A 26,533-nucleotide genomic window follows, 5' to 3' on the forward strand; every position below is an offset into this window, starting at 1 on the left:
ATGGCCGGAGGAACCCAGCGCGTCTACAAGCAGCGGATCAAGTCGACGCAGTCGCTGAAGAAGATGTTCCGCGCGCAGGAGCTGATCGCGGCCTCCCGCATCGGCAAGGCGCGCGGGCGCACGTCGGCGGCCGCCCCCTACGAGCGGGCCATCACGCGCGCCGTCTCGGCGGTGGCGACGCACACGTCGACCAAGCACCCGCTCACCTCCGAGCGCGAGGACACGAACCGCGTCGCGGTCCTGGTCATCGCGTCGGACCGGGGCATGGCCGGGTCGTACTCGGCGGCCATCATCCGTGAGACGGAGCGGCTCGTCGCCCGGCTGACGGCCGAGGGCAAGGAGGTCGCGCTCTACGCGACCGGTCGTCGTGCGGTGACCTTCTACCGCTACCGCGGCCGGGAGCTGGCGGGCCACTGGTCCTACGGTTCCGACAGCCCGAGCTCCGAGGTCGCGGCCGAGGTCGCCGACACCCTCCTCGGGGCGTTCCTCGCCCCGGAGGCGGAGGGCGGCGTCGGCGAGCTGCACGTCGTGTACACGCAGTTCGTCAACATGGTCACCCAGCGTCCTCGGGTCGTGCGGATGCTGCCGCTCGAGGTCGTCGAGGGCGTCGCCGTCCCCGGCGAGCACGACGCGCTGCCGCTGTACGACTTCGAGCCGTCTCCCGAGCAGGTGCTGGACGCTCTGCTGCCGCGCTACGTGCGCAGCCGCATCTTCAGCTTCATGCTCGACGCCGCGGCGTCCGAGCTCGCGTCGCGCCAGCGCGCGATGCACACGGCCACGGACAACGCCGAGGACCTGATCCGTACCTACACGCGCCTGGCGAACCAGGCCCGCCAGGCGGACATCACCCAGGAGATCAGCGAGATCGTCTCGGGTGCTGACGCCCTCGCGGCGTCGTGACCTGCGTCCGACGTCGTCGATCGACGAACTCACACCCGAACCTTTCGAAGCGAGGCAAGCAATGACCGCCACCACCGTGGAAGCCCCGGTCGAGCACCAGAGCGGGCGCGGAACCGGCCGCGTCGCGCGCGTGATCGGCCCCGTCGTCGACATCGAGTTCCCCGAGGACTCGATCCCCGACATCTACAACGCCCTCCAGGTCGACATCGACCTGTCGGGTCAGGGTGAGGGTGAGCACTCCTTCACCCTCACGCTCGAGACCGCGCAGCACCTCGGCGACTCGCTCGTGCGTGCCATCGCCCTGAAGCCCACCGACGGTCTCGTCCGCGGCGCCGTCGTGACGAACACCGGCGCCCCGATCTCGGTGCCCGTCGGCGACGTCACCAAGGGCAAGGTCTTCAACGTCACCGGTGATGTCCTCAACCTCGCCGAGGGCGAGACGCTGGAGATCACCGAGCGCTGGCCGATCCACCGCCGGCCGCCGGCGTTCGACCAGCTCGAGTCGAAGACCCAGATGTTCGAGACGGGCATCAAGTCGATCGACCTCCTCACCCCGTACGTCCAGGGTGGCAAGATCGGTCTCTTCGGTGGTGCGGGCGTCGGCAAGACGGTCCTCATCCAGGAGATGATCCAGCGCGTCGCGCAGGACCACGGCGGTGTGTCCGTGTTCGCCGGTGTCGGTGAGCGCACCCGTGAGGGCAACGACCTCATCCACGAGATGGAGGAGGCCGGCGTCTTCGACAAGACCGCCCTGGTCTTCGGCCAGATGGACGAGCCGCCGGGCACGCGTCTGCGCGTCGCCCTGTCCGCCCTGACGATGGCGGAGTACTTCCGCGACGTGCAGAAGCAGGACGTGCTGCTGTTCATCGACAACATCTTCCGCTTCACGCAGGCGGGTTCCGAGGTCTCCACGCTGCTCGGCCGCATGCCGTCCGCGGTGGGCTACCAGCCGAACCTCGCCGACGAGATGGGCCTCCTCCAGGAGCGCATCACCTCGACGCGCGGTCACTCGATCACCTCGCTGCAGGCGATCTACGTGCCGGCGGACGACTACACCGACCCGGCGCCGGCGACGACGTTCGCCCACCTGGACGCGACGACCGAGCTCTCCCGCGAGATCGCGTCGAAGGGTCTGTACCCGGCGATCGACCCGCTGGCCTCGACGTCGCGCATCCTCGACCCGCGGTACGTGGGCCAGGAGCACTACGAGGTCGCGACGCGGGTCAAGTCGATCCTGCAGCGCAACAAGGAGCTCCAGGACATCATCGCGATCCTCGGTGTCGACGAGCTCTCGGAGGAGGACAAGACGCTGGTCGCGCGGGCGCGCCGCATCCAGCAGTTCCTCTCCCAGAACACCTACATGGCCGAGAAGTTCACGGGCGTCGTCGGTTCGACGGTCCCGCTGAGCGAGACCATCGAGGCGTTCAAGAAGATCGCCGATGGCGAGTTCGACCACATCGCCGAGCAGGCGTTCTACAACATCGGTGGCCTCGAGATGCTCGAGGCGAACTGGGCCCGGATCCAGAAGGAGTACGGGGCCTGAGCCTCGCTCCCGAGCACCCCACGCGTCGTCCTGCCGGCCCGCACCGGCCGGCAGGACGACGCACCATCCTCTGAGCAACCCTGGAGCCCGACATGGCAGAGCTGAACGTCGACCTCGTCGCGGCCGACCGCAAGGTCTGGTCCGGCGCGGCGCGCGAGGTCAGCGCACCGTCCGCCGACGGTCAGATCGGCATCCTCGCCGGCCACACCCCGCTGCTCGCGGTGCTGCGGCCCGGTACCGTCAAGGTCTCCACCGCGCCGGGTCAGGTCGCGGTCGAGGCGCGCGTCACGGGAGGCTTCGTCTCCGTCGACGGCGACGTGGTCACGATCGTCGTGGACGGGATCGACGAGCCCTCCGAGGCCGCTCACGCCTGAGGGGTCCGCGGTGGGGTACGTGCTCGGTCTCCTCGGCGCGATCCTCCTCGCGGTGGTCCTCGTCGGCGCCCTCGGGGCGTCGAGGCTGCGCACGCTGTCCCGTCGTGTGGGTTCGTTCCCGTGCAGCGCCCGCCCGGGAACGCTGCCGCACGCGTCGTGGTCGGTGGGCATCGCCCACTACGCCGTGGGCCGCATCGAGTGGTGGCGTTGCTGGTCGTTGTCCCCGCGACCGACCCGCACCTGGTACCGGGACCGCCTGTCGATCACCGGCCGCACCCCGCTGGACCAGGCCGGCCAGACGGACCAGTACCTGGTCCGCTGCCGGTACGACGGCGTGGACTTCGAGCTCACGATGTCGTCCGGCGCGTACGCGGGGCTCGCCTCGTGGCTGGAGGCCGCACCTCCCGGCCGCCGCGACCTCGTGGTCTGAGTCCCGTTCGACCTCCCCGTCCCTGACGACCCCGAAGGGGGACCGTGCGACTCGTCGTCGCCCGCTGCTCGGCCCGGTACACGGGTCGGCTCACCGCGCACCTCCCGCTCGCGACCCGGCTGCTGGTCGTCAAGGCCGACGGCAGCGTCCTGCTGCACTCGGACGGCGGCTCGTACAAGCCGCTGAACTGGATGAGCCCGCCCTGCACCCTGGCCGTGAGCGTCCCGGACGCCGAGGCTGCCGCGCGGGGCGTCACCGAGGTGTGGACGGTCCAGCACCAGAAGTCGGACGACCGCCTCGAGATCGACCTGCACGAGGTGGAGCACGACTCGGCGCACGACCTGGGCGTGGACCCGGGCCTCGTCAAGGACGGGGTGGAGGCGCACCTGCAGGAGCTGCTCGCGGCGCAGATCGAGCTGCTGGGCTCGGGGCACACCCTGGTCCGCCGGGAGTACATGACGGCGATCGGCCCGGTGGACATCCTCGCGCGGGACGCGCAGGGCTCGGCCGTGGCGGTGGAGATCAAGCGCCGGGGCGAGATCGACGGCGTCGAGCAGCTCACCCGCTACCTCGACCTGCTGAACCGCGACCCCCGGCTCTCCCCGGTGCGGGGCGTGTTCGCCGCGCAGGAGATCAAGCCGCAGGCGCGGGTGCTGGCCGCCGACCGCGGGATCGTGTGCCTGACGCTCGACTACGACGCGATGCGTGGCGTGGACGACGTGGACTCACGCCTCTTCTGACAGCAGGGGCGAGATTAGGTAGGACAGTTTACCAAACGCATCCTCCGTGGTGCAGGATGGGAACATGTCCGTCGATCCCGGCGCCAGCGCCGAACCCAGCGGCTCGCCGGCCGCACCCCAGGTCTTCGCCGTGCGCGGCGACGTCGTCACCCCCGACGACGTGGTCACCGACGCGGCCGTCGTCGTCGCCGACGACCGGATCGTCTGGGTCGGGCCGCTCCAGGACGCCGTCGCGGCCGGGTTGGGCGACGTCGTCGCCGCCACCCCCGAGCCCGTCCCCGGCACGCTCGTGCTGCCGGGGCTCGTCGACCTGCACGACCACGGCGGCGGCGGCACAGGCTTCCCGGACGTCGTGACGCGAGAGGCCGCGATGACGGCCGTGCTGGAGCACCGCCGGCACGGCACCACGACGATGCTCGCGTCGCTCGTCACCGCGGACCCCGACACGCTCGTCGAGCGCACCGCGCTGCTGGCCGGTCTCGCCGACGACGGCGAGATCGCCGGCATCCATGCCGAGGGGCCCTTCCTGTCCCCGGCGCGCCGCGGCGCGCACGACCCGGACCTCCTGCAGCGGGGCGACGTCACGCTCGTGCGCCGGCTCGTCGAGGCCGGCCGCGGCCACCTGCGCACCATGACGGTCGCCCCCGACGTCGAGGGCGTGTCCGGGCCCGGCGGTGTCGCGGCGGCGCTGGTGCAGGCCCGGGTGGTGCCGTCGCTGGGGCACACGGACGCCACGACCGAGGTCGCCGAGCAGTTCGTGCGCGAGGTCGTCGACGCCCTGTCCGCGTCCGCGCCCGGCCTGCGCATGACCGCCACCCACCTGTTCAACGCCATGCGTCCGCTGCACCACCGCGACGGCGGCCCCGTGGCGGCCTGCCTCGCGGCGGCGGCGCGGGGCGAGCTCGTCGTGGAGCTCGTCGGCGACGAGGTCCACCTCGACCCGGCGGTCGTGCGGAGCGTGATCGGCACGGTCGGCGCCGACCAGGTGCTGCTCGTGACCGACGCGATGGCGGCGGCGGGGATGTCCGACGGCGCCTACGAACTGGGGTCGATGTCGGTGACGGTGGAGGACGGCGTCGCGCGGGTCGCGGACCCCGGCCACGCCGAGGGCGGGCCGATCGCGGGCGGCACGGCCCACCTGGTCGACGTGGTCCGGGCGACCGTGGCGGCCGGCGTGCCCCTGGTCGACGCGGTGCGCTGCGCGTCGTGGGTGCCGGCCGGGGTGCTGGGGCTGGCCGACGTCGGCGGGCTCGTGGCCGGGCGGCGGGCGGACGTGGTGGTGACCGACGCGGGCCTGCGGGTGGAGCGCGTGCTGCGCGGCGGTGCGGAGGTCGTCTGACCCCACGCCGGGTGGCCGCCGGTTGCTCCCGGGGGCGCCGGGTCGCTAGCGTGGTCGAAGCGCTTCGACATCGCGGCGCTCTCGTCTTGCCGCACCGGCGCGGCCCGAAGGAGACCCATGGACGTGCACCCCTTCCGTGACCACCGCCTGCCCACGGCGGAGCGCGCCCGCGACCTGCTCGACCGCCTCACCCGCGCCGAGCGGGTGGCGATGCTGCACCAGCGGATGCCCGCCGTCGAACGGCTCGGCCTGGCGCCCTTCCACACCGGGTGCGAGGCCCTGCACGGGGTGGCCTGGCTGGGCACCGCGACGGTGTTCCCGCAGCCCGTGGGCCTCGCCGCCGCCTGGGACCCGGACCTGCTGCGCCGCGTCGGCGACGCGGTCGCGACCGAGGTGCGGGCGAAGCACGCGGCCGAGCCGTCGGTGAGCCTCAACGTCTGGGCGCCGGTGGTGAACACGTTGCGCCACCCCGCGTGGGGCCGCAACGAGGAGGGGTACTCCGAGGACCCGCACCTCACCGGGCACCTGGGTGCCGCGTACTGCCGCGGCCTGCGGGGCGACCACGAGCGGGTCTGGAAGACCGCGCCGACCCTCAAGCACTTCCTCGCCTACAACAACGAGACGGACCGGTCCTCGACGAGCTCCGACCTGCCGCCGCGGGTGCTGCACGAGGAGGAGCTCGCGGCGTTCCGCGAGCCGGTCGCGTCCGGGTCGGTCGCGGCCGTCATGCCCGCCTACAACCAGGTGAACGGCGTCCCGGCGCACCTGCAGGCCGAGCTGCTCGCCGAGCTGCGCACCTGGACCGACGGGTCGGTCGCGGTGGTCTCGGACGCCGCGGCACCGACGTTCCTCGTCACGCTGCAGCGTGCCGCCGCCGACCGGGCGAGCGGCAACGCCGCGATGCTGCGCGCAGGCGTCGACTCGTTCACCGACGACGACGCGGCGTCGCACCTCACGATCGAGCGGGTCACCGAGGCGCTCGAGCGGGGCCTGCTCACGGACGACGACGTCGACACCGCCGTCCTGCGGCTGCTCGAGCTGCGGCTGCGCACCGGCGAGCTCGACGACCCCGCGCAGGACCCGTACGCCGGGATCGGCGCCGACGACCTCGACCTGCCCGCCCACCGGGTGCTCGCCCGGGAGGCGGCCGCCCGGGGGGTCGTCGTGCTGCGCGACGTCGACCGCGTGCTGCCGCTGGCGGCGTCCGGCTCCGTCGCCGTCGTCGGGCCGCTCGCCGACGCGGTGCTGACCGACTGGTACTCGGGCACCCCGCCCTACGTCGTCACGCTCGCCGGCGCGCTGCGCGAGCGGTGGGGCGCGGACCGGGTCGAGGTCGCCTCCGGGGCCGACGTCGTGGCGCTGCGCGCCGGGGACGGCCGCTACGTCGCGGTGTCCGACGCGGGAGCCCGCGTGGTCGCGGACGCCGCCGTCGCCGGGAAGGACACCCGCTTCGAGGTCGCCGACCGCGGCGACGGCGTGCTCACGCTGCGGTCGCAGGCCTCCGGGGGCCTCCTCACCGGCGGGGCGTGGCCGATGCGGGCCGACGCCGACCGGGTGGGCGGCTGGGAGGTCCAGGAGAGCTTCCGACGCCACGTGCACGCCGACGGCACCTGGTCGCTGCTGCACCTCGGTTCGGGTCGGTGGGTCAGGGTGCAGCGGGGGACGGGGGCGGTGTGCGCGGAGGCGCGCACCCTCGACGAGGCCGAGCGGTTCGGCGTGCGCACGCTCGAGTCCGGGGCCGCCCGGGTGGCCGAGGTCGCCGCGCGCTGCGACACCGTGCTGGTGGCGGTGGGCAACGACCCGCACCTCAACGGTCGCGAGACGCAGGACCGCCCGCACCTGTTCCTGCCGGACGTCGACGTGGAGCTGTGGCGCACCGCGGTGGAGGCCAACCCCCGGGCGGTGCTGACGATCGTGTCGAGCTACCCGTACGTGCTGGGCCCCGGCGTCGCGGACGCCGGGACGGTGGTGTGGAGCAGCCACGGCGGCCAGGAGCTCGGGCACGGCCTCGTCGACGTGCTCACCGGGGCGGTGGAGCCGACCGGGCGGCTCGCGCAGACCTGGCCCGCACGGCCCGAGCAGGCGGGCGACCTGTTCGACTACGACACGTACCGCCAACAGGTCACCTATCGGCACCTGCCCGACGACGAGTCGGGGGTGCCGAGGTTCGCGTTCGGTCACGGGCTCACCTACGGCGACGTGACGTACTCCGGCCTCGGGCTGTCGACGTCGGAGGTCACCGCGCCGGCGCCGGCCCGCGACCACCCGCCGCTGCTCCCGGCGGGCCCGGCCGCCCCCGGCGTCGTCACGGTGCGGGTGCGCGTCCGCAACACGGGGTCGCGACCCGCCGAGGAGCTGGTCCAGGTCTACTCGCGGGGCTGCCCCGACGCCACGGTGCCGACACCCGTCCGGCTCCTGCTGGGCTACCGGCGGGTGCGGGTCGAGCCCGGCACGGAGGTCGCCGTGGAGGTCCCCGTCGACGTCGCGCGGCTGGCCGTCTGGCACCAGGACGGCCCGGGCCCGCTCGACGGGACGCTCGTCGTCCGGCCGGGGGAGTACGTCGTCGCGGCCGGGCCGTCCAGCGTGGACCTCCCGGTGCGCGCGACCCTGACGGTGCGGGAGGCCCGGCCGTGAGGGTCGACCCCGACGGCCGCAACGTCCAGGGGATGACGACGTTCGTGCTGTTCGTCGTCCTCAACGTGACCTACCTGCTGACGTGCCTGCCGGTCGTGACGATCGGCGCTGCCACGAGCGCGCTGTTCGAGGTGACGCTCCGGTACGCGGACGACGAACGCGGTGACCTGGTGCGCGGCTACCTGCGGGCGCTGCGCACGAACCTGTGGCGCGGCACGGGGGTCCTGCTCGCCCTCGGCCTGCCGACGGCGATGCTGCTGTTCAGCGCCGTCTTCTGGTTCACCCTCGACGGCCTGCTCACGGCGGTGGCAGGGGCGCTGTCCGTCCTGGTGGCGACCTACCTGTTCGCCGCGATGCTGTACGGGTTCGCGCTCGTCGCCTGGTTCGACGCGTCCTGGCGGCGCTGCCTGCGCAACGCGCTGACCCTGCCGATGGTGGAGCCCGCCCGCACCCTCGGTCTCGTGCTGCTGCCGGTGGGTGGGGCCTGCCTCGTCTACGTCGCGCCCATCACGGGGTTCGTCGCGGCGACGATCGGGGTGTCGTTCGGCGCCTACCTGCTGGCGCTGCTGCTGCACGGGGTGTTCCGCCGGCGCCAGGGGGACCCGTCCGAGCTCGAACCGGTCAGCCCGCACTCGGGGGAGTAGTCCCGCGCACCCGCCCTGCTCAGGCCGCCCCGCGGGGTGCCGGTGCGGTGCTCGCCCGTTCGACGAGCCGGGTCGGCACCAGCGTGGTGCCGTGCGGCGTGGTGTGCTCGGCGAGCTGGCGCAGCACGCCGGTGACGAGCCGGCGGCCGACCTCGGCGAAGTCCTGGTGCACCGTGGTCAGGGGCGGCAGGAACGCGACGGCGTCGGGGACGTCGTCGAAGCCGACGACGCTGACGTCCTGCGGGACGCGGCGCCCGGACTCGGCGAGGGCGCGCAGCAGGCCGAGGGCCATCTGGTCGTTGGCGGCGAAGACGGCGGTCGCGTCGGTGCGGGCGATCTCGAGCCCGACGGCGTAGCCGGAGGCGGCGGACCAGTCGCCACGGCGCACGGCCGGGACGGGGCGGCCGGCGTCGAGCAGGGCCTGGCGCCACGCGTCCTCGCGGCGCTGGCCGGCGTACGACCCGACGGGGCCGGCGAGGTGCACCACGGTCTCGTGGCCGAGCGCGAGCAGGTGCTCGACGGCGACGCGGGACCCGGCGGCCTGGTCGGTGTCGACCACGGGGTAGCGGTCGCCGTCGTCGGAGTCGGCGACGACGACGGGCACGTCGGTGGGCAGCGAGACGCTGGCCGCGTCGAGCAGGTGCACCTCCATGAGGAGGATGACGGCGTCGACGGCGAGCTCGCCGAGGCGTGTGAAGGCGCCGTTGACGCCGTCCTGGGTGGGGGCCTCGACGGGGATGACGGTGATGGCGTACCCCTCGGCGGCGGCCGACGTCGCGATGGCCTCCAGGGTGCGCACGTTGCCGGTGGTGGAGAGCGTGAACAGGATGACGCCGATGGTGCGGAAGCGGCCGGAGCGCAGCGCACGTGCGGCGCTGTTGGGCCGGTAGCCGAGCTCGCGCATGGCGGCGAGCACCTGTGCCCGAGTGGACTCCACGACGCTGGGGTGCCCGTTGGCGACCCGGGAGACGGTCTGGGAGCTGACGCCCGCGAGCTGGGCGACGTCGGCCATGGAGACGCGGTGGACGCGGCCCACGGGGCGGCCGCGCCGCGCCGGCGGTGGCGCGGCGTCCGGGACGGTGTCCGTCGACGCACCCGTGGGGCGGGGTCCCGGGTCGGTCACGTGCTCTCCTCCTGATGGTCCGCGACGGGGCGCCGCGAAACTGTGACTTGACGGCTCGCCGGGGGGCGATGCACGATGAGCCTAGTCCATGTTTACGTAAACATCGATCCGCCACAGCATCGATGTTGACGTCAACATCCTCGTGAGCTCAAGGAAGAAGTCATGACGACGACGTCTCCGCCGACGACGGCGAGCACGAACCCGGTCGTCCACCGCGCCAGCAGACGGCGGTGGACGGGATGGATGTTCGTCGGGCCCTTCATGGCCGTGTTCGCCCTGGTGTTCCTCGCCCCGATCGCGTACTCGCTCTACCTGTCGGCGTTCCGCACCCAGATGGTCGGCGGCACGCAGTTCGTGGGCCTGGACAACTACGCCCGGGCTCTCGGCGACCCCCAGTTCTGGGACGGCGTCGCCCGCGTCGGGCTGTTCCTCGTCGTGCAGGTGCCGATCATGCTCGGCATCGCGCTGCTCGTGGCGCTCGCCCTCGACAGCGGCCGGCTCTACGGCACGAGCTTCTTCCGCATCTCGATCTTCATGCCGTACGCGGTGCCGGCCGTCGTCGCGACCCTCATGTGGGGCTTCATGTACGGCACCCGGTTCGGGCTGGTCGGCAACATCAACGACCTGTTCGGGACCAGCCTGCCGAACCCGCTGTCACCGGACCTCGTGCTCGCGTCGATCGGCAACATCGTCACCTGGGAGTTCGTCGGCTACAACATGCTGATCTTCTACGCGGCGCTGCGCGTCGTGCCGCACTCCCTCTACGAGGCCGCGGAGATCGACGGCGCCGGGCAGTGGCGGGTCATCACCGCGATCAAGCTCCCCGCCATCCGCGGTGCGCTCGTCATCGCGACGATCTTCTCGATCATCGGCAGCTTCCAGCTCTTCAACGAGCCCAGCATCCTGCAGAGCCTCGCGCCGAACGCCATCACGACGTCGTACACCCCGAACCTGTACGCCTACTCGCTGTCCTTCTCCGGCCAGCAGTACAACTACTCCGCGACCGTCGCCATCATCATGGGCCTGATCACCATGGTGATCGCCTACGTGGTGCAGCTGCGCGGCATGCGCAAGGAGGCGTGACCGTGTCCGCACCCACCCCGGCCCTCGCCGCCGCGACCACCGGCCCGAGCCCCCGCCGTCCCGCCCCCCGCCTGCGCACCCCGCGCCGGGGAGGGGGCAGCCGGGCCCGTCGCAGCCCGCTGCTCACGGTGCTCACGGCCCTCGTGGGGATCTACGCGCTCGTGCCGCTCGCCTGGCTCGTCGTCAACGCCACCAAGACCCAGGGGGACCTCTTCTCCTCCTTCGGGCTGTGGTTCGGCGACTCGTTCGCCCTCTGGGACAACATCCAGGCGACGCTCGCCTACGACGACGGCGTGTTCGGGCGCTGGTTCGCCAACACCGTCCTGTACGTCGTCGTCGGTGCCGGCGGCGCGACGTTCCTGGCCGTGCTCGGCGGGTACGCGCTCGCCAAGTTCGACTTCCCCGGCAAGCGCGCCGTGTTCGCCGTCGTCATCGGCGCGGTCGCGGTGCCCGGCACCGCGCTCGCCGTCCCGACGTTCCTCATGTTCAGCCAGATGGGGCTGACGAACACCCCGTGGGCGGTCATCGTCCCGTCGCTGATCTCCCCGTTCGGGCTCTACCTCATGTGGACGTTCGCGGCGGAGGCCATCCCCGGCGAGCTCCTCGAGGCCGCCCGCATCGACGGCGCCGGCGAGTTCCGCACGTTCTTCCGCGTCAGCCTGCCGCTGCTCGCCCCCGGGATCGTCACCGTCCTGCTGTTCACGACGGTCGCCACCTGGAACAACTACTTCCTGCCGCTCATCATGCTGCGGGACTCCACCTGGTACCCGCTCACGCTCGGCCTCAACGCGTGGAACGCGCAGGCCGCCACCGCGGGCGGCGAGGCGATCTTCAACCTCGTCATCACCGGCGCGCTGCTGACCATCCTGCCGCTGGTCGTCGCGTTTCTGTTCCTCCAGCGCTTCTGGCAGTCCGGCCTGGCCGCCGGGAGCGTCAAGGAGTGACCGCCACCGACCCCCGTACCGCCCCCAAGACCTCCGAGCCGCTCGCCCCAGAACAGCTCACCGCCGTACCGAACAACGAAGTGAGGACAGTCATGACCGCTCGACCCCGTCGCCTGATCCGCGGCACCGCCCTCGTGGGCGCCCTCGCCCTGGCGCTCACCGCCTGCAGCTCCGCCGACGACGGCGGCAGCGGCGGCGAGGCCGTCGACACCGCCTCCGTGCTGGAGGAGGGTGGCGAGATCACCGTGTGGGCCTGGGAGCCCACCCTGGAGGGCGTCGTCGAGGACTTCGAGGCCGCCTACCCGAACGTCACCGTCAACCTGGAGAACGTCGGCACCGGCAACGACCAGTACACGGCCCTGCAGAACGCCATCGCCGCCGGCGACGGCGTGCCCGACGTCGCGCAGGTCGAGTACTACGCCGTCCCGCAGTTCGCGATCTCCGAGTCCCTGGCCGACCTGTCCGGCCTGGGCGCGAGCGAGCTCGACGGCACGTTCACCACCGGCCCGTGGGGCTCGGTGCGCAGCGGCGAGGGCATCTACGGCCTGCCCATGGACTCCGGCCCCATGGCCCTCTTCTACAACGAGGAGGTCTTCACCGAGGTCGGCGTCGAGGTCCCCACCACCTGGGACGAGTACCTCGAGGCCGCCCGCGCCATCCACGAGGCCGACCCGGACGCGTACATCGCCAACGACACCGGCGACGCCGGGTTCACCACCAGCATGATCTGGCAGGCCGGCGGCCAGCCCTACGCGGTGGACGGCACCGACGTCACCGTCGACTTCGCGGGCGACGAGGGAACCTCCACGTTCGCCGCGGTCTGGCAGCAGCTCATCGACGAGGAGCTCCTCGCGCCCGTCAGCTCCTGGAGCGACGAGTGGTACCAGGGCCTGGGCGACGGCAGCATCGCCACCCTGACCATCGGTGCCTGGATGCCCGCCAACCTCGAGTCCGGCGTCCCCGCGGGCGCCGGCAAGTGGCGCGTCGCCGAGATGCCCCAGTGGGAGGCGGGCCAGCACGCCACCGCCGAGAACGGCGGCAGCTCCCTCGCCGTGCCCGCGGCCGGCGCGAACCCCGAGCTCGCCTACGCGTTCGTCGAGTACGCGACGGCCGGTGACGGCGTCCAGACCCGGATCGACGGCGGCGCGTTCCCCGCGACGACCGCCGACCTGGAGTCCGACGAGTTCCGCGGCAAGGAGTTCGAGTACTTCGGCGGCCAGCAGGTCAACGAGGTCCTCGCGGACTCCGCGGCGAACGTCGTCGAGGGCTGGCAGTACCTGCCGTTCCAGGTGTACGCGAACTCGATCTTCAACGACACGGTCGGCCAGGCCTACGTGTCCGGCACGACGCTGACGGACGGCCTCGCCGCCTGGCAGGAGCAGTCCGTCGCGTACGGCAACGACCAGGGCTTCACCGTCTCCGAGTGACGACCGGGGCGGGGGCGGCCCACGCCGCCCCCGCCCGCCCCGCCCGACCACCGGGAGCGGTGGCCCCGACAGCGGCCACCGCCCCCGTCGACCCTGCCTGTCCGAGAGGTTCCCCGATGCCCACGTTCGAGATCGGCGAGCAGGACTTCCTGCTCGACGAACGCCCCGTCCAGCTCGTCAGCGGGGCCCTGCACTACTTCCGGGTGCACCCGGACCAGTGGGCGGACCGCATCCGCAAGGCCCGCCTCATGGGGCTCAACACCATCGAGACGTACGTGGCGTGGAACTTCCACGCGCCGGACCCGGGCACGTTCCACCTCGACGGCCGCCACGACCTCGGCCGGTTCCTCGACCTCGTCGCGGCGGAGGGCATGCACGCGATCGTGCGCCCCGGCCCGTACATCTGCGCCGAGTGGGACAACGGCGGCCTGCCCGCCTGGCTGTTCGCCGACGGCGCCGCCGGGGTGCGGCGGCACGACCCGGGCTTCCTGGCGGCCATCGGCACCTACTACGCCCAGATCCTGCCCGTCGTCGCGGAGCGGCAGGTGACCCGCGGCGGCCCGGTCCTCATGGTGCAGGTGGAGAACGAGTACGGCGCCTACCCGGGCGTGCCGGCCGAGGAGCGGGCCCGCTACCTGCGCGAGCTCGTCGACCTCACGCGCGCCCAGGGGATCGACGTGCCCCTGTTCACCAGCGACCAGGCCGACGACGAGCACCTGTCGCGCGGCGGCCTGCCCGAGCTGCACAAGACCGCGAACTTCGGGTCGCGCTCCCTGGAGCGGCTCGCCGTCCTGCGCCGGCACCAGCCCACCGGGCCGCTGATGTGCATGGAGTTCTGGGACGGCTGGTTCGACTCGTGGGGCCTGATCCATCACACGACCGCCCCCGAGACGACGGCGCAGGACCTCGACGACCTGCTCGGCGCCGGTGCGTCGGCGAACCTCTACATGTTCCACGGCGGGACGAACCTCGGCCTCACCAACGGCGCGAACGACAAGGGCACCTACCTGCCCATCACGACGTCCTACGACTACGACGCCCCGCTGTCCGAGCACGGCGCGCCGACGCCGAAGTACCACGCGCTCAAGGCCGTCATCGGCAAGCACGCGCCGGTGCCCGACGAGGACCCGACCGAGCCTGCGCCCGCCCCGGAGCTCGAGGTGACCCTGCCCGACCGGGTGACGCTCGCCGACGCCGAGCACCTCCTCGCCGGGACGACCACCCGCACGAGCGGGCTGCCGCCGACGGCCGACGCGCTGCGGCAGTGGACCGGCTTCGTGCTGTACCGCACGCAGGTCGAGGCCGACGACGCCGTCGTCGTCGTCGACGAGGTCCGCGACCGGGCGCTCGTCGCCCTCGACGGGGAGCCGGTCGGCGTGCTCGACCGCACCAGCCACACCGCCTCCGTGCCCCTGCCGCGGCGCGCCGGCACCCTCACCCTGCTCGTGGAGGACCGGGGGCGGGTCAACTACGGCTCCCGCATCGGCGAGCCCAAGGGACTCGTCGGCCCGGTGCGCACCGCACGCCGCGAGCTCACCGCCTGGGACGCGACGCCGCTGCGGCTCGCCGACGCCCCGACCCGGCTGGCCGCCGCCTTCGCGCCGGCACCGGCCGCGGCGCCGCTCGCCGGGCCGTCGTTCCACCGCGGGGAGTTCACCGCGCACGCGGGCACCGACCACCTGCTGCGCCTCGACGGCTGGACGCGCGGGCTCGTGTGGGTCAACGGGGAGCTGCTCGGCCGGTACTCCGCCCAGACGCCGACCCGCACGCTCTACGTCCCCGGGCCGTACCTGCGCGACGGCGCCAACGAGCTCGTCGTGCTGGAGCTGCACGGCGCCGCCGCCGCCCGCGCCCGCTTCGTCGCCACCCCCGACCTCGGACCGACCGAGGCCTGATCTCCGGTGCCGGCCCGGCGGGCCGGCACCGGCACCACCCGCTGCGCCGCAGCGACCGCTGGTCCACCCACCCCCATCGCACCGAGGCGAGAGGACGCTCACCGATGAGCACGAGAAGGACAGAACGAGCACGCCGCGGCGTGGTCGTCGGCACCGCGGGGGCGCTGCTCGCCACCGCGCTGGTCCCGGCGGCCCAGGCCGCACCCGCACCCACCGACACCGGCGCCGCGCTCGCGGCGGCGGCGCCGTCGCAGGTCACCGTCCGCCCCGACCCGTCGTACGCCGGCGAACCGTTCGAGGGCTGGGGGACCAGCCTCGTGTGGTTCGCGAACGCGACCGGCGACTACCCGGACGAGATCCGCGAGCGGCTCGCGGACATGGTCTTCGGCGACGAGGGCCTCAACCTCAACATCGCCCGGTACAACGTCGGCGGCGGCAACGCGCCCGACGTGCCGGACTACCTGCGCGCCGGGGGCGCCGTCGACGGCTGGTGGTCCGCGCCCGAGGGCACCACCCGCACCGACGTCGACTGGTGGGACCCGGCGAACCCCGACCACTGGGACCCCGACGCCGACGCCACCCAGCGCTGGTGGGTCGACCGCATCAAGGACGAGGTCACCCACTGGGAGACCTTCTCCAACTCCCCGCCCTGGTTCATGACCGTCAGCGGGTACGTCTCGGGCGGGTTCGACGCGAACGCCGACCAGCTCAAGACGGACAGCATCGACGACTTCGCCGACTACCTGGTGGGCGTCACCGAGCGCCTGGAGGATGCGCACGGCATCGACGTCGACACCGTCGACCCGTTCAACGAGCCGAACACCAACTACTGGGGCACCCAGCTCGGCGCCGACGGCAACCCCACCGGGGGCCGCCAGGAGGGTGCCCACATGGGGCCCGGGCTGCAGCAGCAGGTGATCCCGGCGCTCGCGGACGCCCTGGAGGGCTCCTCGACCGACGCCGTGATCTCGGCGATGGACGAGACGAACCCCGGCACGTTCGCCCGCAACTGGAACTCCTACCCCGACGCCGTGCGGGACCAGGTCTCCCAGCTCAACGTCCACACCTACGGCACCGGGCAGCGCACCACCGTCCGTGACATCGCCAAGGGCGAGGACAAGCCGCTGTGGATGAGCGAGGTCGGCGGCAACTGGAGCTCGACCGGGCAGGACTTCGAGACCATGGAGTCCGGGCTCGGCAGCGCGCAGCACATCGTCGACGACCTGCGCGAGCTCGAGCCGAGCGCGTGGGTGTTCTGGCAGCCCGTCGAGGACTACGCCAACATGGCGCCCGGCGGCGAGAGCGCGGACGGCATGAACTGGGGCGAGATCCAGATCCCGTTCGACTGCACGGCCGAGGACACCCTGGAGACGTGCCCGATCTACACGAACACGAAGTACTGGGCGACCCAGAACTTCACGCACCACATCACCCCCGGGGACCGCCTCGTCGGGGTCGACGACGCGAACAGCACCGCCGCGGTGACCGCCGACGGCACCGGCGCCACCGTCGTGCACGTCAACGCCGCGACGACCGACCGCGCCGTGACGCTGGACCTCGCCGGGTTCGCCGACGTGGCCCCGGGCGCCACGGTCACCCCCGTCGTGACCTCCACCGACGGCTACCTCGTCGAGGGCGAGCCGGTGGCCGTGACCGACGGTGAGGACGGCCCGGCCGCGACCCTCGTCGTGCCGGCGGAGTCCGTGACGACGTTCGTCGTCGACGGGGTCTCCGGTGTCGCGGACGACGCCCCGCTCGCGCAGGACGGCCACGTCTACCGGGTCGACGGCGTGCAGTCGGGCCGCTCGCTCGCGCCGGCCGGCAGCGGGGTGCGCATCGAGACCGACGCCGCGGACGCCGACCAGCTCTGGACCCTGACCGACCTCGGCGCCCCCGAGGGCTCGGGCACGCACCGCTCCCGGTACGCGCTGGCGAACGTCGGCACGGGCGCGCTGCTCGCCGTCACCGGCGACACCTCGGCCACGACCGTCCCCGCCCCCGCCGACCCGGCCGACACCCCCGCGGCGGCACGCTGGATCCTGTCCACGACCGGTGACGGCACCTCCACCCTGGTCAACGCGTCGTCGCGCACCCTGCTGGAGGTCGGCGGCCAGGCCACGGCCGACGGCTCGCCGGTCGGCACGTACCTCGCCAACTCCGGCGACAACCAGCGCTGGCGCCTGCTCGACGAGACCGTCCTCGGCACGGAGCCGGTGGACCTGTTCACCACGCCCGGCACCGCGCCGGAGCTGCCCGCCACCGTCACCACGGTGCTGCGCGACGGCCGCGGCGAGCTGCCCGTGACGTGGGACGTCCCCGGGGACGACGCCTGGGCGGCGCCCGGCACGGTCGAGGTGCGCGGCACCGTGACCACGCCCGCGGGCACCACGGTGGACGCCACGGCGACGGTCGTCGTCGACGTCCTCACCGACACACGTCGTGCGAGCGCCACGACCTACGTCGGTGGCCTGCCCGCCCTCCCGGACACCGTCACCGCCGTCACCGCGGGCGGGACCGACGTCGAGCGTCCCGTCACCTGGGAGGCCGTGGCCGACGCCGCGGTCGCTCAGGTGGGCGTCGTCGAGGTGACCGGGACCGCGGACGCGGGCTCCGGGCGCACCCTGCCCGCGACCGTGCGCGTGCTCGTCACCGCGCCGGGGGAGGCGAACGCCGCCCTCGCCGACGGCACCACCACCGCCGCCACCTTCACCGAGCCGGGCTATGCGGCGCAGCGGGTCGTCAACGGCGACCTCACCGACAAGGGCTGGTCCAACTGGCGCTCCGGCACGAAGAACCCCACCGACACCCTCACCGTGTCGCTGCCCGCCGAGCGTGACCTCACCCGCGTCGTCACGCGGTTCTGGCGCGACGGGTCGGCGGAGAGCTGGCCGCGCACCGTCCAGGTCGAGGCCCGCGTCGACGGCGCGTGGCAGGCCGTCGGCGAGCCCGTCGCGGTCTCCGGCGGCTCCGCAGCGCCGGTCGTGGACGTCCCCGCGGACGTCCGCGCCGACGCCGTCCGCGTCGTCATGACGGCCCGCGACAACACCCACCTGGTCGTCTCCGAGATCGAGGTCATGGCCAAGGTCCCCGGCGAGCCGGAGCCCGGCTGGGACGCCGGCGCCACCTACACCGGCGGGGAGGCCGTCTTCCACGACGACGCCTTCTGGACCGCGCAGTGGTGGACCCGGGAGACGCCGGGCAGCAGCGTCTGGGGCTCGTGGCAGGAGACCGTGCGTGCCGCGGACGGCACCGCGCTGTGGACCCCGTCGCGCGTCTTCGACGACGGAGACGTCGTCCGGCACGACGGCGTGACGTACCGCGCGCAGTGGTGGACCCGCAACCAGGAGCCCGGGCAGCAGCACGGCCCCTGGCAGGTGCTCGACGCCTGACCCGTGGACGACGAGGGGGCCCGGACCGTCGCGGTCCGGGCCCCCTCGTCGTCGGAGCGTCCTGCCCGGTCAGGGGCGGGTCAGGTCACCCGAACTCGTTGGCCACGGCGACGCGGGCGTCGTTCTGCGCCTGGGCGTTCGCCATGTCGAAGTCCAGGACGGTCTGGTAGCCGAGGCCGTCCACCGTCTCCTGCATCGAGGTGAGCAGGGCGTCGAACTCGGCGTCGTCCTTGGCGAAGACCATCTTCCAGGAGTGCTCGATGATGCTGGCCTTGACCTGGCTGCGGATCGTCTCGATCTCGCTGGTGTCGGCCGGGGCGGTGAAGCTCGAGCCCGGGGCCACGAGCAGCTGGTCGTTGTCCTGCAGGTACTCCATCGCGGAGGCGGCGTCACCCATGCGCGCGCCCCAGTCCTCGGTCAGCGGGTTCGCGACCTTCTCCTGGTAGCTCGGCCAGAACGTGTAGTTGTAGGGGAACCCGGTGTCGGGATCGACGTCCTTCGGCAGGACCGTCGAGACGTTGAGGGTGGAGACGCCGTCGGTGTACGCGCCGCCGCCCCACTCGGCCGGGACGTCCGCGCCGCCACCGAGGAACACCTGGTTGCCGAACTCGGTGAGCGCCGGCTCGCCGTTCTCGCCGATCTCCCACGTGAGGTCCTGCGGGCCTGCGGCCGCACCGGTCTGCGAGGAGTTCATGTTGACGCCCTCGGGGGAGTACAGCCAGTCGATGAACGCCGCGATGCGGGCGGGGTCCTCGGCGCCGGCGCCGATGGCGAGCACCTGCTTGCCGCCGTACACCTCGGCGCCGTAGGAGAAGATCTGCTGGTCGGCCATCGGCGCGAGCTGGAAGCCCTTGCCGTCCGCCATGTTCTGCTCCGTGTTGTACGCGGACTGGCCGAGCCACGGCCACCAGGACAGCAGCACCTGGCCGTTCTGGTACTTCGAGAACATGGTGTCGTAGTTCTGCGTGGTCGACTCGGGGTCGACGAGGCCGCGCTGGTTGGCGTCGAAGTAGAACCGCAGCGCGCGCACGTACTCGGAGTCGGTGTCGACGATGCTCTGGTAGTCGGAGCCGTCCGCCTTGGCGAGCACGAAGCCCATCTCGTCGTAGCCGTAGAGGGTGGTGGGCTGCTTGCCCATCACCATCATGTTGCCGTCCCAGTCCTTGAACAGGGAGATCGCGTACGCCTTCTGGCCGTTCTCGGCCTCCGGGTTCGCCTCCTGCATGTCCTCCAGGACGGGCAGGAGGTCCTCGAGCGTCCCGATCTCGGGGTAGCCGGCCTCGGCGTACAGGTCCCAGCGCAGGTACGGGCCGAACGTCGGCTCCAGGCCCTCCGACGGTTCGGTCGGCTTGATGCTCGACACCGCCGTCGGGAACCCGAAGACGCCGTCCTTGCCCTCGTTGAGCTTGTCCAGCGCCGCGTCGAACGCCGTGGCGTTCGCCATGGAGTCCACGTACGGGGAGGCGTCGAGCACGAGGCCGCCCTCGATGAGCTCGTCGAGCTTCTCGCCCTTGTCGACGACGATCAGGTCGCCGAGGTCGCCGCCCGCGACGCGCGTGTTGTAGAGCGTGTCGCCGCCGCCCGCCACGTTGGGGGCGATGACGTTGAGCTCCATGTTGAACTTGTCCTTGACGACCTTGCCGAACCAGCCGCTCTGCGTGCCCATGTAGTTGGCCAGCCCGTCGAACACGTCGATCGTGATCGGGTCGGCCTGCGACCAGTCCTGGTCGATGCTGACGGTCTCGGCGACCTCCTCGTCGGTCCCCGGGCCCGTGCACGCCGTCAGGGACAGCGCCCCGACCAGCGGCAGGACCAGTGCGGCCGCAACCTTCCTGGAATTCATGACACCCCTTCGTGTTCGATGAGGCACGGTCAGCCCTTGACCGCGCCGAGCATGATGCCCTTGACGAAATACCGCTGGAACATCGGGTAGATGAAGATGATCGGCAGCACGACGAGGACGGCGACGGTCATCCGGATCGACGTCGGCGTCTGCGAGGTCGCGGCCGACACGATGGAGCCGAGGTTGCCCTGGGCGTTCTGCGCCGCCTGCGCCAGGCTGCTCGCCTGGTTCGTGTACGTGTAGAGCAGGTACTGCAGCGAGTAGAGCTTCTGGTCGGTGACGTAGAGCAGCGTGTCCTGGAACGAGTTCCACTGGGCGACGGCGGTGAAGATGGCCACCGTCGCCAGGATCGGCGTCATGTTCGGCAGGATGATCCGGAAGAAGGTCCGGAACGTGCCCGCGCCGTCGATCTCGGCGGCCTCCTGGAGCGAGCGCGGCATCGCCTCGACGTACGTCTTGACGAGGATGATGTTGAACGGCTGCACGATCGCCGGGATGACGTAGACCCAGAACGAGTTGGTCAGGCCGAGGGTCTGCATCGTGATGTACAGCGGGATGAGGCCGGCGCTGAAGTACATGGTGAAGACGGTCAGGCGGTACCACAGGGAGCGCTTCCACATACGTTCCTGCGTGAACATGAACCCGAGGAACGCGGACGCCAGCACCGTCGCGACGGTGCCGATGACGGTCCGTGCGACGGACACGATCGTCGCGTTCGTCAGCCCGTCGAGCCCGAGGATCTGCTGGTAGTTCGACAGGTGCAGCCCCTGCGGCCACAGCCGGACGTCGCCCAGAGCGCTGACGTCGTTCGCGCTGACCGAGTTGATGATGAGGTAGTAGAACGGGTAGGCGCACAGGATCGCGAACAGCAGGAACCCGCTGTAGTTGAGGATCTCGAACGGGATGTCGCGCGCGGTGCGCTGCTCGCTGGGGGACCGGCGCCGCCGGCGGCGGACCGGTGCGGCCGCCGCCGCGGTACCGGGTGCCGGGGCGTCCGGCGTCGTGGTGGCCGTGTCGGGGGCCTGGTGCGTCGTCATCGTCGTCTCGCCTCCGGTCTCAGATGATCGAGGTGCCACGGGCACGCTTGGCGACGGCGTTGGCGGCGACCAGCAGCGCCACGGAGATCAGGCTCTTGAGCATCCCCAGGGCCGTCGCCATCGACAGGCTGTTGCCCGTGATGCCGATGTTGTAGACGTACAGGTCCAGCACCTGGATGTACTCCTTGTTGAACGCGTTCTGGAACACGTAGAACTGCTCCATCCCGTTGTTGAGCATGTTCGCGATGGACAGCACCAGCAGGACGACGTACGTCGGCATGAGCTGCGGGAACGTGATGTACCGCATGAGCTGGAAGCGGTTGGCCCCGTCGATCCGGGCGGACTCGTAGAGGGCCGGGTCGATCGACGTGATGGCGGCGAGGTACATGATCGCGCCCCAGCCGAGGCCCTTCCACAGGCTCCAGAGCAGCATCGTCAGCCAGACGTGCTGGTCGGTGTCGAGGAACTTCAGCGGGGTCGTGATGAGACCCCAGTCGCCGAGCACGGAGTTCACCAGGCCGGTCGTGGAGAACAGCGAGAACGCGATGAGGTAGACGAGCACCCACGAGATGAAGTTCGGGAGCGTCGTGAGGGTCTGCACCGCGTTGCGGAACCACGGCGCCCGGATCTCGTTGAGCAGCATCGCGAAGAACACCGGCAGCAGCGACGTGGCGAAGCCGAGAAAGCTCATCGCGAGCGTGTTCGCCAGCACCTGCCCGAGCTGCTGGAGCTGCGCGGGCGAGGAGACCAGCATCTCGAACCACTGGAGGCCCACGAACTCGCTGCCGGTCAGGCCGAGCGCCGGCTTGTAGTCGTAGAACGCGGTGGCCCAGCCGGCCAGCGGCAGGTACGAGAACAGGAACACCAGGACGAGGAACGGCGCGATGAGCCAGAACATCGTCTTGGACGACCGGGCGTTCGAGGCCGGCTTGCGCCCCCGGCGTGCGCGGCCCGGGCGGGAGCCGGTGCGGCGCCCGTCGGCGGGCAGCACCGCGGCCGCGGCCTGCGCCGGTGCGGGCGCTCCCGTCGTCGCCGGGGTTCCCTGCGTGAGACTCACCTGTCACTCCCTCGTGATGGCTCAGCGCGACGACGAACACTGTCGAAGCGCTTCGAATAGATATCACCGTCGAGGGTCGCCGCGCAATGGGTCCGGCGCATCCCGCACCGATCCGTGACCTTCCCGCCGCGGCGCCGGGGACGCACGACGGCCGCCGTCCGAGGGTCCGGACGGCGGCCGCCGACAGCAGGGAGAGGGGTCGGGTCAGCGCCCCGCGGCGCCCCCCCGCGCGGTGAGGACCGGCGTCAGCAGCCGCGTCTCGGCGGGCTGCTCGCCGTCGAGACGCGCCGTCACCATGTCGACCGCCACGCCGCCGATCACCTCGCCGGGGATGTCGATGCTCGTCAGCGCGAACGCCTGCGCCGTCGCCACCGCCGTCGGGCACAGCGCCACCACCGGGACGTCGTCCGCCGCGGCGAGGCCGTGCTCCGCCAGCCGGCCCAGCACGTGCGGGAGCGCCTGCTCGTTGTGCACGAAGAACCCCGTCGTCCCCGGTGCGCGCTCCAGCACCGCGTCCACCGCCCGGCGGGCGCCGTCGGGCGTCGTCTCGCAGGCCTCGACCACCCCGACCAGGTCGCGCGCGCCGCACGTCGCCGACCAGCCGCGGATCACGCGGTCCGCGTAGCTCGTGTGCCGCGCCAGGACCGCCGCCGGCGGACCGATCAGCGCGACCTCCCGGTGCCCCGCGTCGGCGAGGTGCCCCGCGGCGAGCCGGCCCGCCGCCTCGAAGTCCAGGTCCACGCAGCTCAGTCCCGCCGGGTCGTGGGGCAGCCCGATGAGCACCGTCGGCTGGCGCAGCGCCCGCAGCACCGGGACGCGCGGGTCGTCCGCCTCGACGTCCATGACGATGATCGCGTCCACCATCGACCCGGCCGCCACCCGCTCCAGGCCGCCGGTGTCGTCCTGGGTGAGCAGCAGCACGTCGTGGTCCGCCTCGCGGGCGCGCGTGACGACGCCCGTGACGAACTGCATCACGACCGACACGTCGACGCCCGCCCGCAGCGGCACCATGAGGCCGATGACGTTGGTCCGGCTCGACGCCAGGGCGCGCGCCCCCGCGTGCGGTCGGTAGCCGAGGTCGGCGATGGCCTCCTCGACCCGCTTGCGCGTCGGGGCGGAGATCGAGCGCTTCCCGGACAGGACGTAGGAGACCGTCGACGCGGAGACACCGGCGGCCTTGGCGACGTCCTCGATGGTGGGCACGGTCGGCTCCTCAGGGCGTGGTGCCGACGGCGGGGCCCGGCGCCGAGCGGCGCCCGTCACCGGGGTCGGCGAGGTGACTGGGGTCGAGGGTCAACATAGACCCGGCGGCGACCCGCAGCGTGCGCGGCGACGCCGTCCGGGCGGGCGAAGTTTCCCCGGGCATCGACGGTCGGTCGACGGAAGGCGCTTGCCCCGCGACGGGCGGTCCTGCGGCCAGCGTGAGGGTGACGTCACGGCCGGGCGGGGCGTGCAGCACGACGCGCACCGCGGCGCCGTCCCGCCAGGCGAGGTCCACGCGCAGCCCGCCGCGGGCCCGCAGGCCGGTGACCTCCCCGTCGGGCCACGCCCCCGGGAGCGCCGGGAGCACGTCCAGGTGCGGGACGTCGGCCGTGCCCCGGTGGGACTGCAGCAGCAGCTCCGCGACGCCCGCCACCAGCCCGCAGTTCCCGTCGAGCTGGAACGGCGGGTGCGCGCTGAACAGGTTCGGGTACAGGCCGCCCCGGTGACCCACCCCCTCCACCGCCGGTCGCAGCGCCAGGGCCACCTGCTCGTGGGCCTGGTCGCCCCGGCCGAGTCGCGCCCACAGTGCGAGGCGCCACGCCAGCGACCACCCCGTCGACTCCCGGCCCCGCAGCTCCAGGGTCCGTGCGGCGGCCGCCGCCAGGTCCGGGGTCGTCGTCGGGTCCAGCGTGCCCAGCGGGAACAGCCCCACCAGGTGCGACAGGTGCCGGTGCTCCGGCTGGGCCTCCGGCAGCTCCGCGCCCCACTCCAGCAGCTCGCCGCGTGCACCCACGCGGTGGTCCGGCAGGGCCGCCGCGACCGCCGTCAGCTCCGCCAGCCACGGCTCGTCGGCCTCGTCGAGACCGAGCAGCCCGGCCGCCTCGCGGCACGCCCCGGCCAGCCAGCGCACCAGGGCCACGTCCATCGTGGCGTCCGTCGTCACCGCCGCCGGCTCGCCGTCGGGCGCCACGAAGGTGTTCTCCGGCGACGTCGACGGACTCAGTCGCGCCCTCGCCCGCGAGGTAGTACCTCCGGTCCCGAGGTCGTACCCCCGGGGCACGACCTCGGGACCGGAGGTACTACCTCGCGGCGGGGCCGGAGCGACCTGCACCCAGTCCAGGGCGAACAGCGCCGCCCCCCGGAGCGCGTCCCAGGACTCCCGCAGCGCGGCGTCCGCGGCCACCCGGTCCGTCGCGAACCGGTGGTGCTCCACCACGTGCTGCACCAGCCACCAGCCCGCCGACGCCCACGCCGACCACTGCGCGGCGCCCTCGCCAGCACCGACCGGCGCCGCGTGCCCCCACGCGTCCGAGTTGTGGTGCGCCGTCCACCCGCGCGCCCCGTACAGGCCGGCCGCGACCCGCGCCCCCGGACCCGCGGCGAGCCCGCGCACGAACGCCAGCAGCGGCTCGTGGCACTCCGGCAGCCCGGTCGTCTCGGCCGCCCAGTAGACCATCTGGAGGTTGATGTTCAGCGTGTAGGCGCTGCTCCAGGGGCCCGGCAGCCACGGGTTCCACAGCCCTTGCAGCGTCGCCGGCAGACCCCCCGGCCGCGACGACGACAGCAGCAGGTAGCGCCCGTGGTGGAACACCAGCGCCGCGAGGCCCGGGTCGGGCCGGTGCTCGGCCGCCGCCACCCGGCGGTCCGTCGTGAGGTCGGCCGCACCGGTGGCGGACGGCAGCACCAGCCGGGTCCGGTCGTACAGCTCCCGGTGCGCCGCGACGTGCACGCCGCGCAGGCGCTCGCGGACGGCGGACGGCTCCGTCGTGGCCCGCCGGTCGAGGGGGTTCCCGGCCGCGTCGCCCGCGGCGAGCTGCTCCGCGAGGCGCTCGGCGACGGGTGCGGCGTCGGCTGCCCCGGGCGGGTCGGTCGTCGCGGCCGCCATGAGCAGGACGTGGGTCGTCGCGGTTCCGGTGCGCAGCGCGCCGTCCGCGACGACGGCCGCGTCGTCCCCCACGGCGCGGACCGCGACCGCGCCCCGGCGTCCGGTCGGCCCGTATTGCACGGTGCTGCCGCCGGGGGCGTGGCCCGGCGAGACGTCGACGGGCAGGTCGACGACGTGCACGAGCTGCCCGGCGCCCGGCCCGGCGAGGTCGTGGGGCTCGGCCGCGGTGCGCAGCAGGCTCTCGAGGCGCACCGTCACGCGCACCGGCCGGTCCGCGCGCACGGTGTGGACGATCGCCCCGCCGGTGGCGTCGGCCCACGTCTCCTGGACGACGGTACCCGTGGCGGGCGTCCACCAGCGGTGCGTCGCGACCGCGGTGCGCAGGTCGAGCTCGCGCACCGCGGCCGGCGGCTGGTCCGGGGACCCCTGCGCGGTCCCGCCGGCGGACGCGCCCGTGCCGGGACCGGCGCCGGGAGCGGGGGAGGGCGTGGCGTCGTCGCCGGGTGTCGTCGGGGGAGCGGCGGCCGTCACGGTGACGTCGGCCTCGGCGAGCGGTAGGTAGGCCTGCGACCAGGGGGCCTGCAGGGCGGCGAGCAGCCGCTCGGCCTCGCGCACGTCACCCGCGTCGACGGCGCGGCGCACCGCGGCGAGGTGCTCGGGTCCGCGGGCCTGCACGCCGGCGAGGGGGTCGGGGGTGGGCAGGCCCGACCAGGCGGTGCCGTCGTTGATCCAGAGGTGCTCCGTGCCGGGTCTGCCCGCGCACATGGCGGCCCGGTGGCCGTTGCCCACGGGAACGGCCTCGAGCCAGGTGGCGGCCGGGGCGTCGTACCAGAGCCGGTGCAGGTCGTCGGGCAGATGCGGGTCGGCCGCGTCGTCCCGTGGTGGCAGGGCTGGGGGTTCGGCGCCGGGCCGAGGGGCGTCCGGCGGGGGTCCGGCGGGGGTGGCGGGACGGGGCTGGTGGCGACGCTGGACACCTGGCATCGGCCCAGGCTAGCGTGCGCTCGAAGCGCTTCGACAGCGGGGTCGGGCGACGACCCGAGGAG

The 26,533-nt window shown here is 73.0% G+C and carries 19 protein-coding genes; 13 read left to right on the forward strand and 6 right to left on the reverse strand.

Annotated features, from left to right (window positions below; genetic code table 11):
• The 8 genes from I598_RS16985 to I598_RS17020 all read left to right on the forward strand — a co-directional run bounded on the left by I598_RS16985 (position 1) and on the right by I598_RS17020 (position 8,604).
• Positions 1 to 900 carry a F0F1 ATP synthase subunit gamma gene (locus I598_RS16985; RefSeq protein WP_068204467.1) on the forward strand — a complete coding sequence of 300 codons (900 nt, stop codon included), beginning with the start codon at positions 1 to 3 and terminating at the stop codon, positions 898 to 900.
• Positions 901 to 961: 61 nt separating this feature from the next.
• Positions 962 to 2,443: a F0F1 ATP synthase subunit beta gene (gene atpD / locus I598_RS16990; protein ID WP_068204470.1), complete on the forward strand. Its 1,482-nt coding sequence runs from the start codon at positions 962 to 964 to the stop codon at positions 2,441 to 2,443.
• Between the two features lie 92 nt (positions 2,444 to 2,535).
• A complete protein-coding gene (locus I598_RS16995) occupies positions 2,536 to 2,817 on the forward strand; it encodes a F0F1 ATP synthase subunit epsilon (RefSeq protein ID WP_068204473.1) in 282 nt (93 codons plus the stop codon).
• A 10-nt stretch (positions 2,818 to 2,827) separates the two neighbouring features.
• The gene (locus tag I598_RS17000) at positions 2,828 to 3,247 is read left to right on the forward strand and encodes a DUF2550 domain-containing protein (protein WP_068204476.1); all 420 of its coding nucleotides are present in this window, start codon (positions 2,828 to 2,830) and stop codon (positions 3,245 to 3,247) included.
• A gap of 44 nt (positions 3,248 to 3,291) precedes the next feature.
• Positions 3,292 to 3,987 carry an endonuclease NucS gene (gene nucS, locus I598_RS17005; protein WP_068204478.1) on the forward strand — a complete coding sequence of 232 codons (696 nt, stop codon included), beginning with the start codon at positions 3,292 to 3,294 and terminating at the stop codon, positions 3,985 to 3,987.
• A gap of 64 nt (positions 3,988 to 4,051) precedes the next feature.
• Positions 4,052 to 5,326 carry an N-acetylglucosamine-6-phosphate deacetylase gene (locus tag I598_RS17010; protein WP_068204481.1) on the forward strand — a complete coding sequence of 425 codons (1,275 nt, stop codon included), beginning with the start codon at positions 4,052 to 4,054 and terminating at the stop codon, positions 5,324 to 5,326.
• Between the two features lie 117 nt (positions 5,327 to 5,443).
• The gene (locus I598_RS17015; protein ID WP_068204484.1) at positions 5,444 to 7,960 is read left to right on the forward strand and encodes a glycoside hydrolase family 3 C-terminal domain-containing protein; all 2,517 of its coding nucleotides are present in this window, start codon (positions 5,444 to 5,446) and stop codon (positions 7,958 to 7,960) included.
• Positions 7,957 to 8,604: a YesL family protein gene (locus tag I598_RS17020; protein ID WP_068204489.1), complete on the forward strand. Its 648-nt coding sequence runs from the start codon at positions 7,957 to 7,959 to the stop codon at positions 8,602 to 8,604. The genes I598_RS17015 and I598_RS17020 overlap by 4 nt, the downstream gene beginning before the upstream one ends.
• Positions 8,605 to 8,623: 19 nt before the next feature.
• Here I598_RS17020 and I598_RS17025 read toward each other — a convergent pair whose 3' ends face one another.
• Entirely contained in the window at positions 8,624 to 9,616 is a 993-nt protein-coding gene (locus I598_RS17025) for a LacI family DNA-binding transcriptional regulator (RefSeq protein ID WP_068205405.1), read from the reverse strand.
• 273 nt (positions 9,617 to 9,889) lie between these two features.
• On the opposite strand from I598_RS17025, the gene I598_RS17030 reads away from it, so the two are divergent.
• The 5 genes from I598_RS17030 to I598_RS17050 all read left to right on the forward strand — a co-directional run bounded on the left by I598_RS17030 (position 9,890) and on the right by I598_RS17050 (position 18,465).
• Complete coding sequence (locus tag I598_RS17030; protein ID WP_068204492.1) at positions 9,890 to 10,810, forward strand: carbohydrate ABC transporter permease; 921 nt, start codon at positions 9,890 to 9,892, stop codon at positions 10,808 to 10,810.
• Positions 10,811 to 10,812: 2 nt separating this feature from the next.
• Entirely contained in the window at positions 10,813 to 11,754 is a 942-nt protein-coding gene (locus tag I598_RS17035; RefSeq protein WP_198155716.1) for a carbohydrate ABC transporter permease, read from the forward strand.
• A gap of 92 nt (positions 11,755 to 11,846) precedes the next feature.
• Positions 11,847 to 13,181 (forward strand): ABC transporter substrate-binding protein, encoded by a 1,335-nt coding sequence (locus tag I598_RS17040; protein ID WP_068204497.1) that lies wholly within the window; start codon positions 11,847 to 11,849, stop codon positions 13,179 to 13,181.
• A gap of 116 nt (positions 13,182 to 13,297) precedes the next feature.
• Positions 13,298 to 15,076 carry a glycoside hydrolase family 35 protein gene (locus I598_RS17045; RefSeq protein WP_068204500.1) on the forward strand — a complete coding sequence of 593 codons (1,779 nt, stop codon included), beginning with the start codon at positions 13,298 to 13,300 and terminating at the stop codon, positions 15,074 to 15,076.
• Between the two features lie 104 nt (positions 15,077 to 15,180).
• Positions 15,181 to 18,465, forward strand: coding sequence for an RICIN domain-containing protein (locus I598_RS17050; protein ID WP_198155717.1), 3,285 nt, complete (start codon positions 15,181 to 15,183; stop codon positions 18,463 to 18,465).
• 85 nt (positions 18,466 to 18,550) lie between these two features.
• Here I598_RS17050 and I598_RS17055 read toward each other — a convergent pair whose 3' ends face one another.
• The 5 genes from I598_RS17055 to I598_RS18315 all read right to left on the reverse strand — a co-directional run bounded on the left by I598_RS17055 (position 18,551) and on the right by I598_RS18315 (position 26,471).
• Entirely contained in the window at positions 18,551 to 20,308 is a 1,758-nt protein-coding gene (locus I598_RS17055; RefSeq protein ID WP_068204505.1) for a type 2 periplasmic-binding domain-containing protein, read from the reverse strand.
• A gap of 29 nt (positions 20,309 to 20,337) precedes the next feature.
• Positions 20,338 to 21,345, reverse strand: coding sequence for a carbohydrate ABC transporter permease (locus I598_RS17060; RefSeq protein ID WP_083973456.1), 1,008 nt, complete (start codon positions 21,343 to 21,345; stop codon positions 20,338 to 20,340).
• A 19-nt stretch (positions 21,346 to 21,364) separates the two neighbouring features.
• Entirely contained in the window at positions 21,365 to 22,402 is a 1,038-nt protein-coding gene (locus I598_RS17065) for an ABC transporter permease (RefSeq protein WP_232314210.1), read from the reverse strand.
• Positions 22,403 to 22,606: 204 nt separating this feature from the next.
• Entirely contained in the window at positions 22,607 to 23,605 is a 999-nt protein-coding gene (locus I598_RS17070) for a LacI family DNA-binding transcriptional regulator (protein WP_068205407.1), read from the reverse strand.
• Positions 23,606 to 23,615: 10 nt separating this feature from the next.
• Complete coding sequence (locus I598_RS18315) at positions 23,616 to 26,471, reverse strand: glycosyl hydrolase family 95 catalytic domain-containing protein (protein WP_068204513.1); 2,856 nt, start codon at positions 26,469 to 26,471, stop codon at positions 23,616 to 23,618.
• Between the last annotated feature and the right edge of the window lie 62 nt (positions 26,472 to 26,533).

It is taken from the genome of Isoptericola dokdonensis DS-3 (assembly GCF_001636295.1).
GTDB classification, from domain to species: domain Bacteria; phylum Actinomycetota; class Actinomycetes; order Actinomycetales; family Cellulomonadaceae; genus Isoptericola; species Isoptericola dokdonensis.

Excerpts from the sequence above, each read along its gene's own strand:
- I598_RS16985 (WP_068204467.1), top strand. The coding sequence starts at position 1 with ATGGCCGGAGGAACCCAGCGCGTCTACAAGCAGCGGATCAAGTCGACG.
- atpD (WP_068204470.1), top strand. The coding sequence starts at position 962 with ATGACCGCCACCACCGTGGAAGCCCCGGTCGAGCACCAGAGCGGGCGC.
- I598_RS16995 (WP_068204473.1), top strand. The coding sequence starts at position 2,536 with ATGGCAGAGCTGAACGTCGACCTCGTCGCGGCCGACCGCAAGGTCTGG.
- I598_RS17010 (WP_068204481.1), top strand. The coding sequence starts at position 4,052 with ATGTCCGTCGATCCCGGCGCCAGCGCCGAACCCAGCGGCTCGCCGGCC.
- I598_RS17015 (WP_068204484.1), top strand. The coding sequence starts at position 5,444 with ATGGACGTGCACCCCTTCCGTGACCACCGCCTGCCCACGGCGGAGCGC.
- I598_RS17025 (WP_068205405.1), bottom strand. The coding sequence starts at position 9,616 with ATGGCCGACGTCGCCCAGCTCGCGGGCGTCAGCTCCCAGACCGTCTCC.
- I598_RS17030 (WP_068204492.1), top strand. The coding sequence starts at position 9,890 with ATGACGACGACGTCTCCGCCGACGACGGCGAGCACGAACCCGGTCGTC.
- I598_RS17040 (WP_068204497.1), top strand. The coding sequence starts at position 11,847 with ATGACCGCTCGACCCCGTCGCCTGATCCGCGGCACCGCCCTCGTGGGC.
- I598_RS17045 (WP_068204500.1), top strand. The coding sequence starts at position 13,298 with ATGCCCACGTTCGAGATCGGCGAGCAGGACTTCCTGCTCGACGAACGC.
- I598_RS17050 (WP_198155717.1), top strand. The coding sequence starts at position 15,181 with ATGAGCACGAGAAGGACAGAACGAGCACGCCGCGGCGTGGTCGTCGGC.
- I598_RS17055 (WP_068204505.1), bottom strand. The coding sequence starts at position 20,308 with ATGAATTCCAGGAAGGTTGCGGCCGCACTGGTCCTGCCGCTGGTCGGG.
- I598_RS17060 (WP_083973456.1), bottom strand. The coding sequence starts at position 21,345 with ATGACGACGCACCAGGCCCCCGACACGGCCACCACGACGCCGGACGCC.
- I598_RS18315 (WP_068204513.1), bottom strand. The coding sequence starts at position 26,471 with ATGCCAGGTGTCCAGCGTCGCCACCAGCCCCGTCCCGCCACCCCCGCC.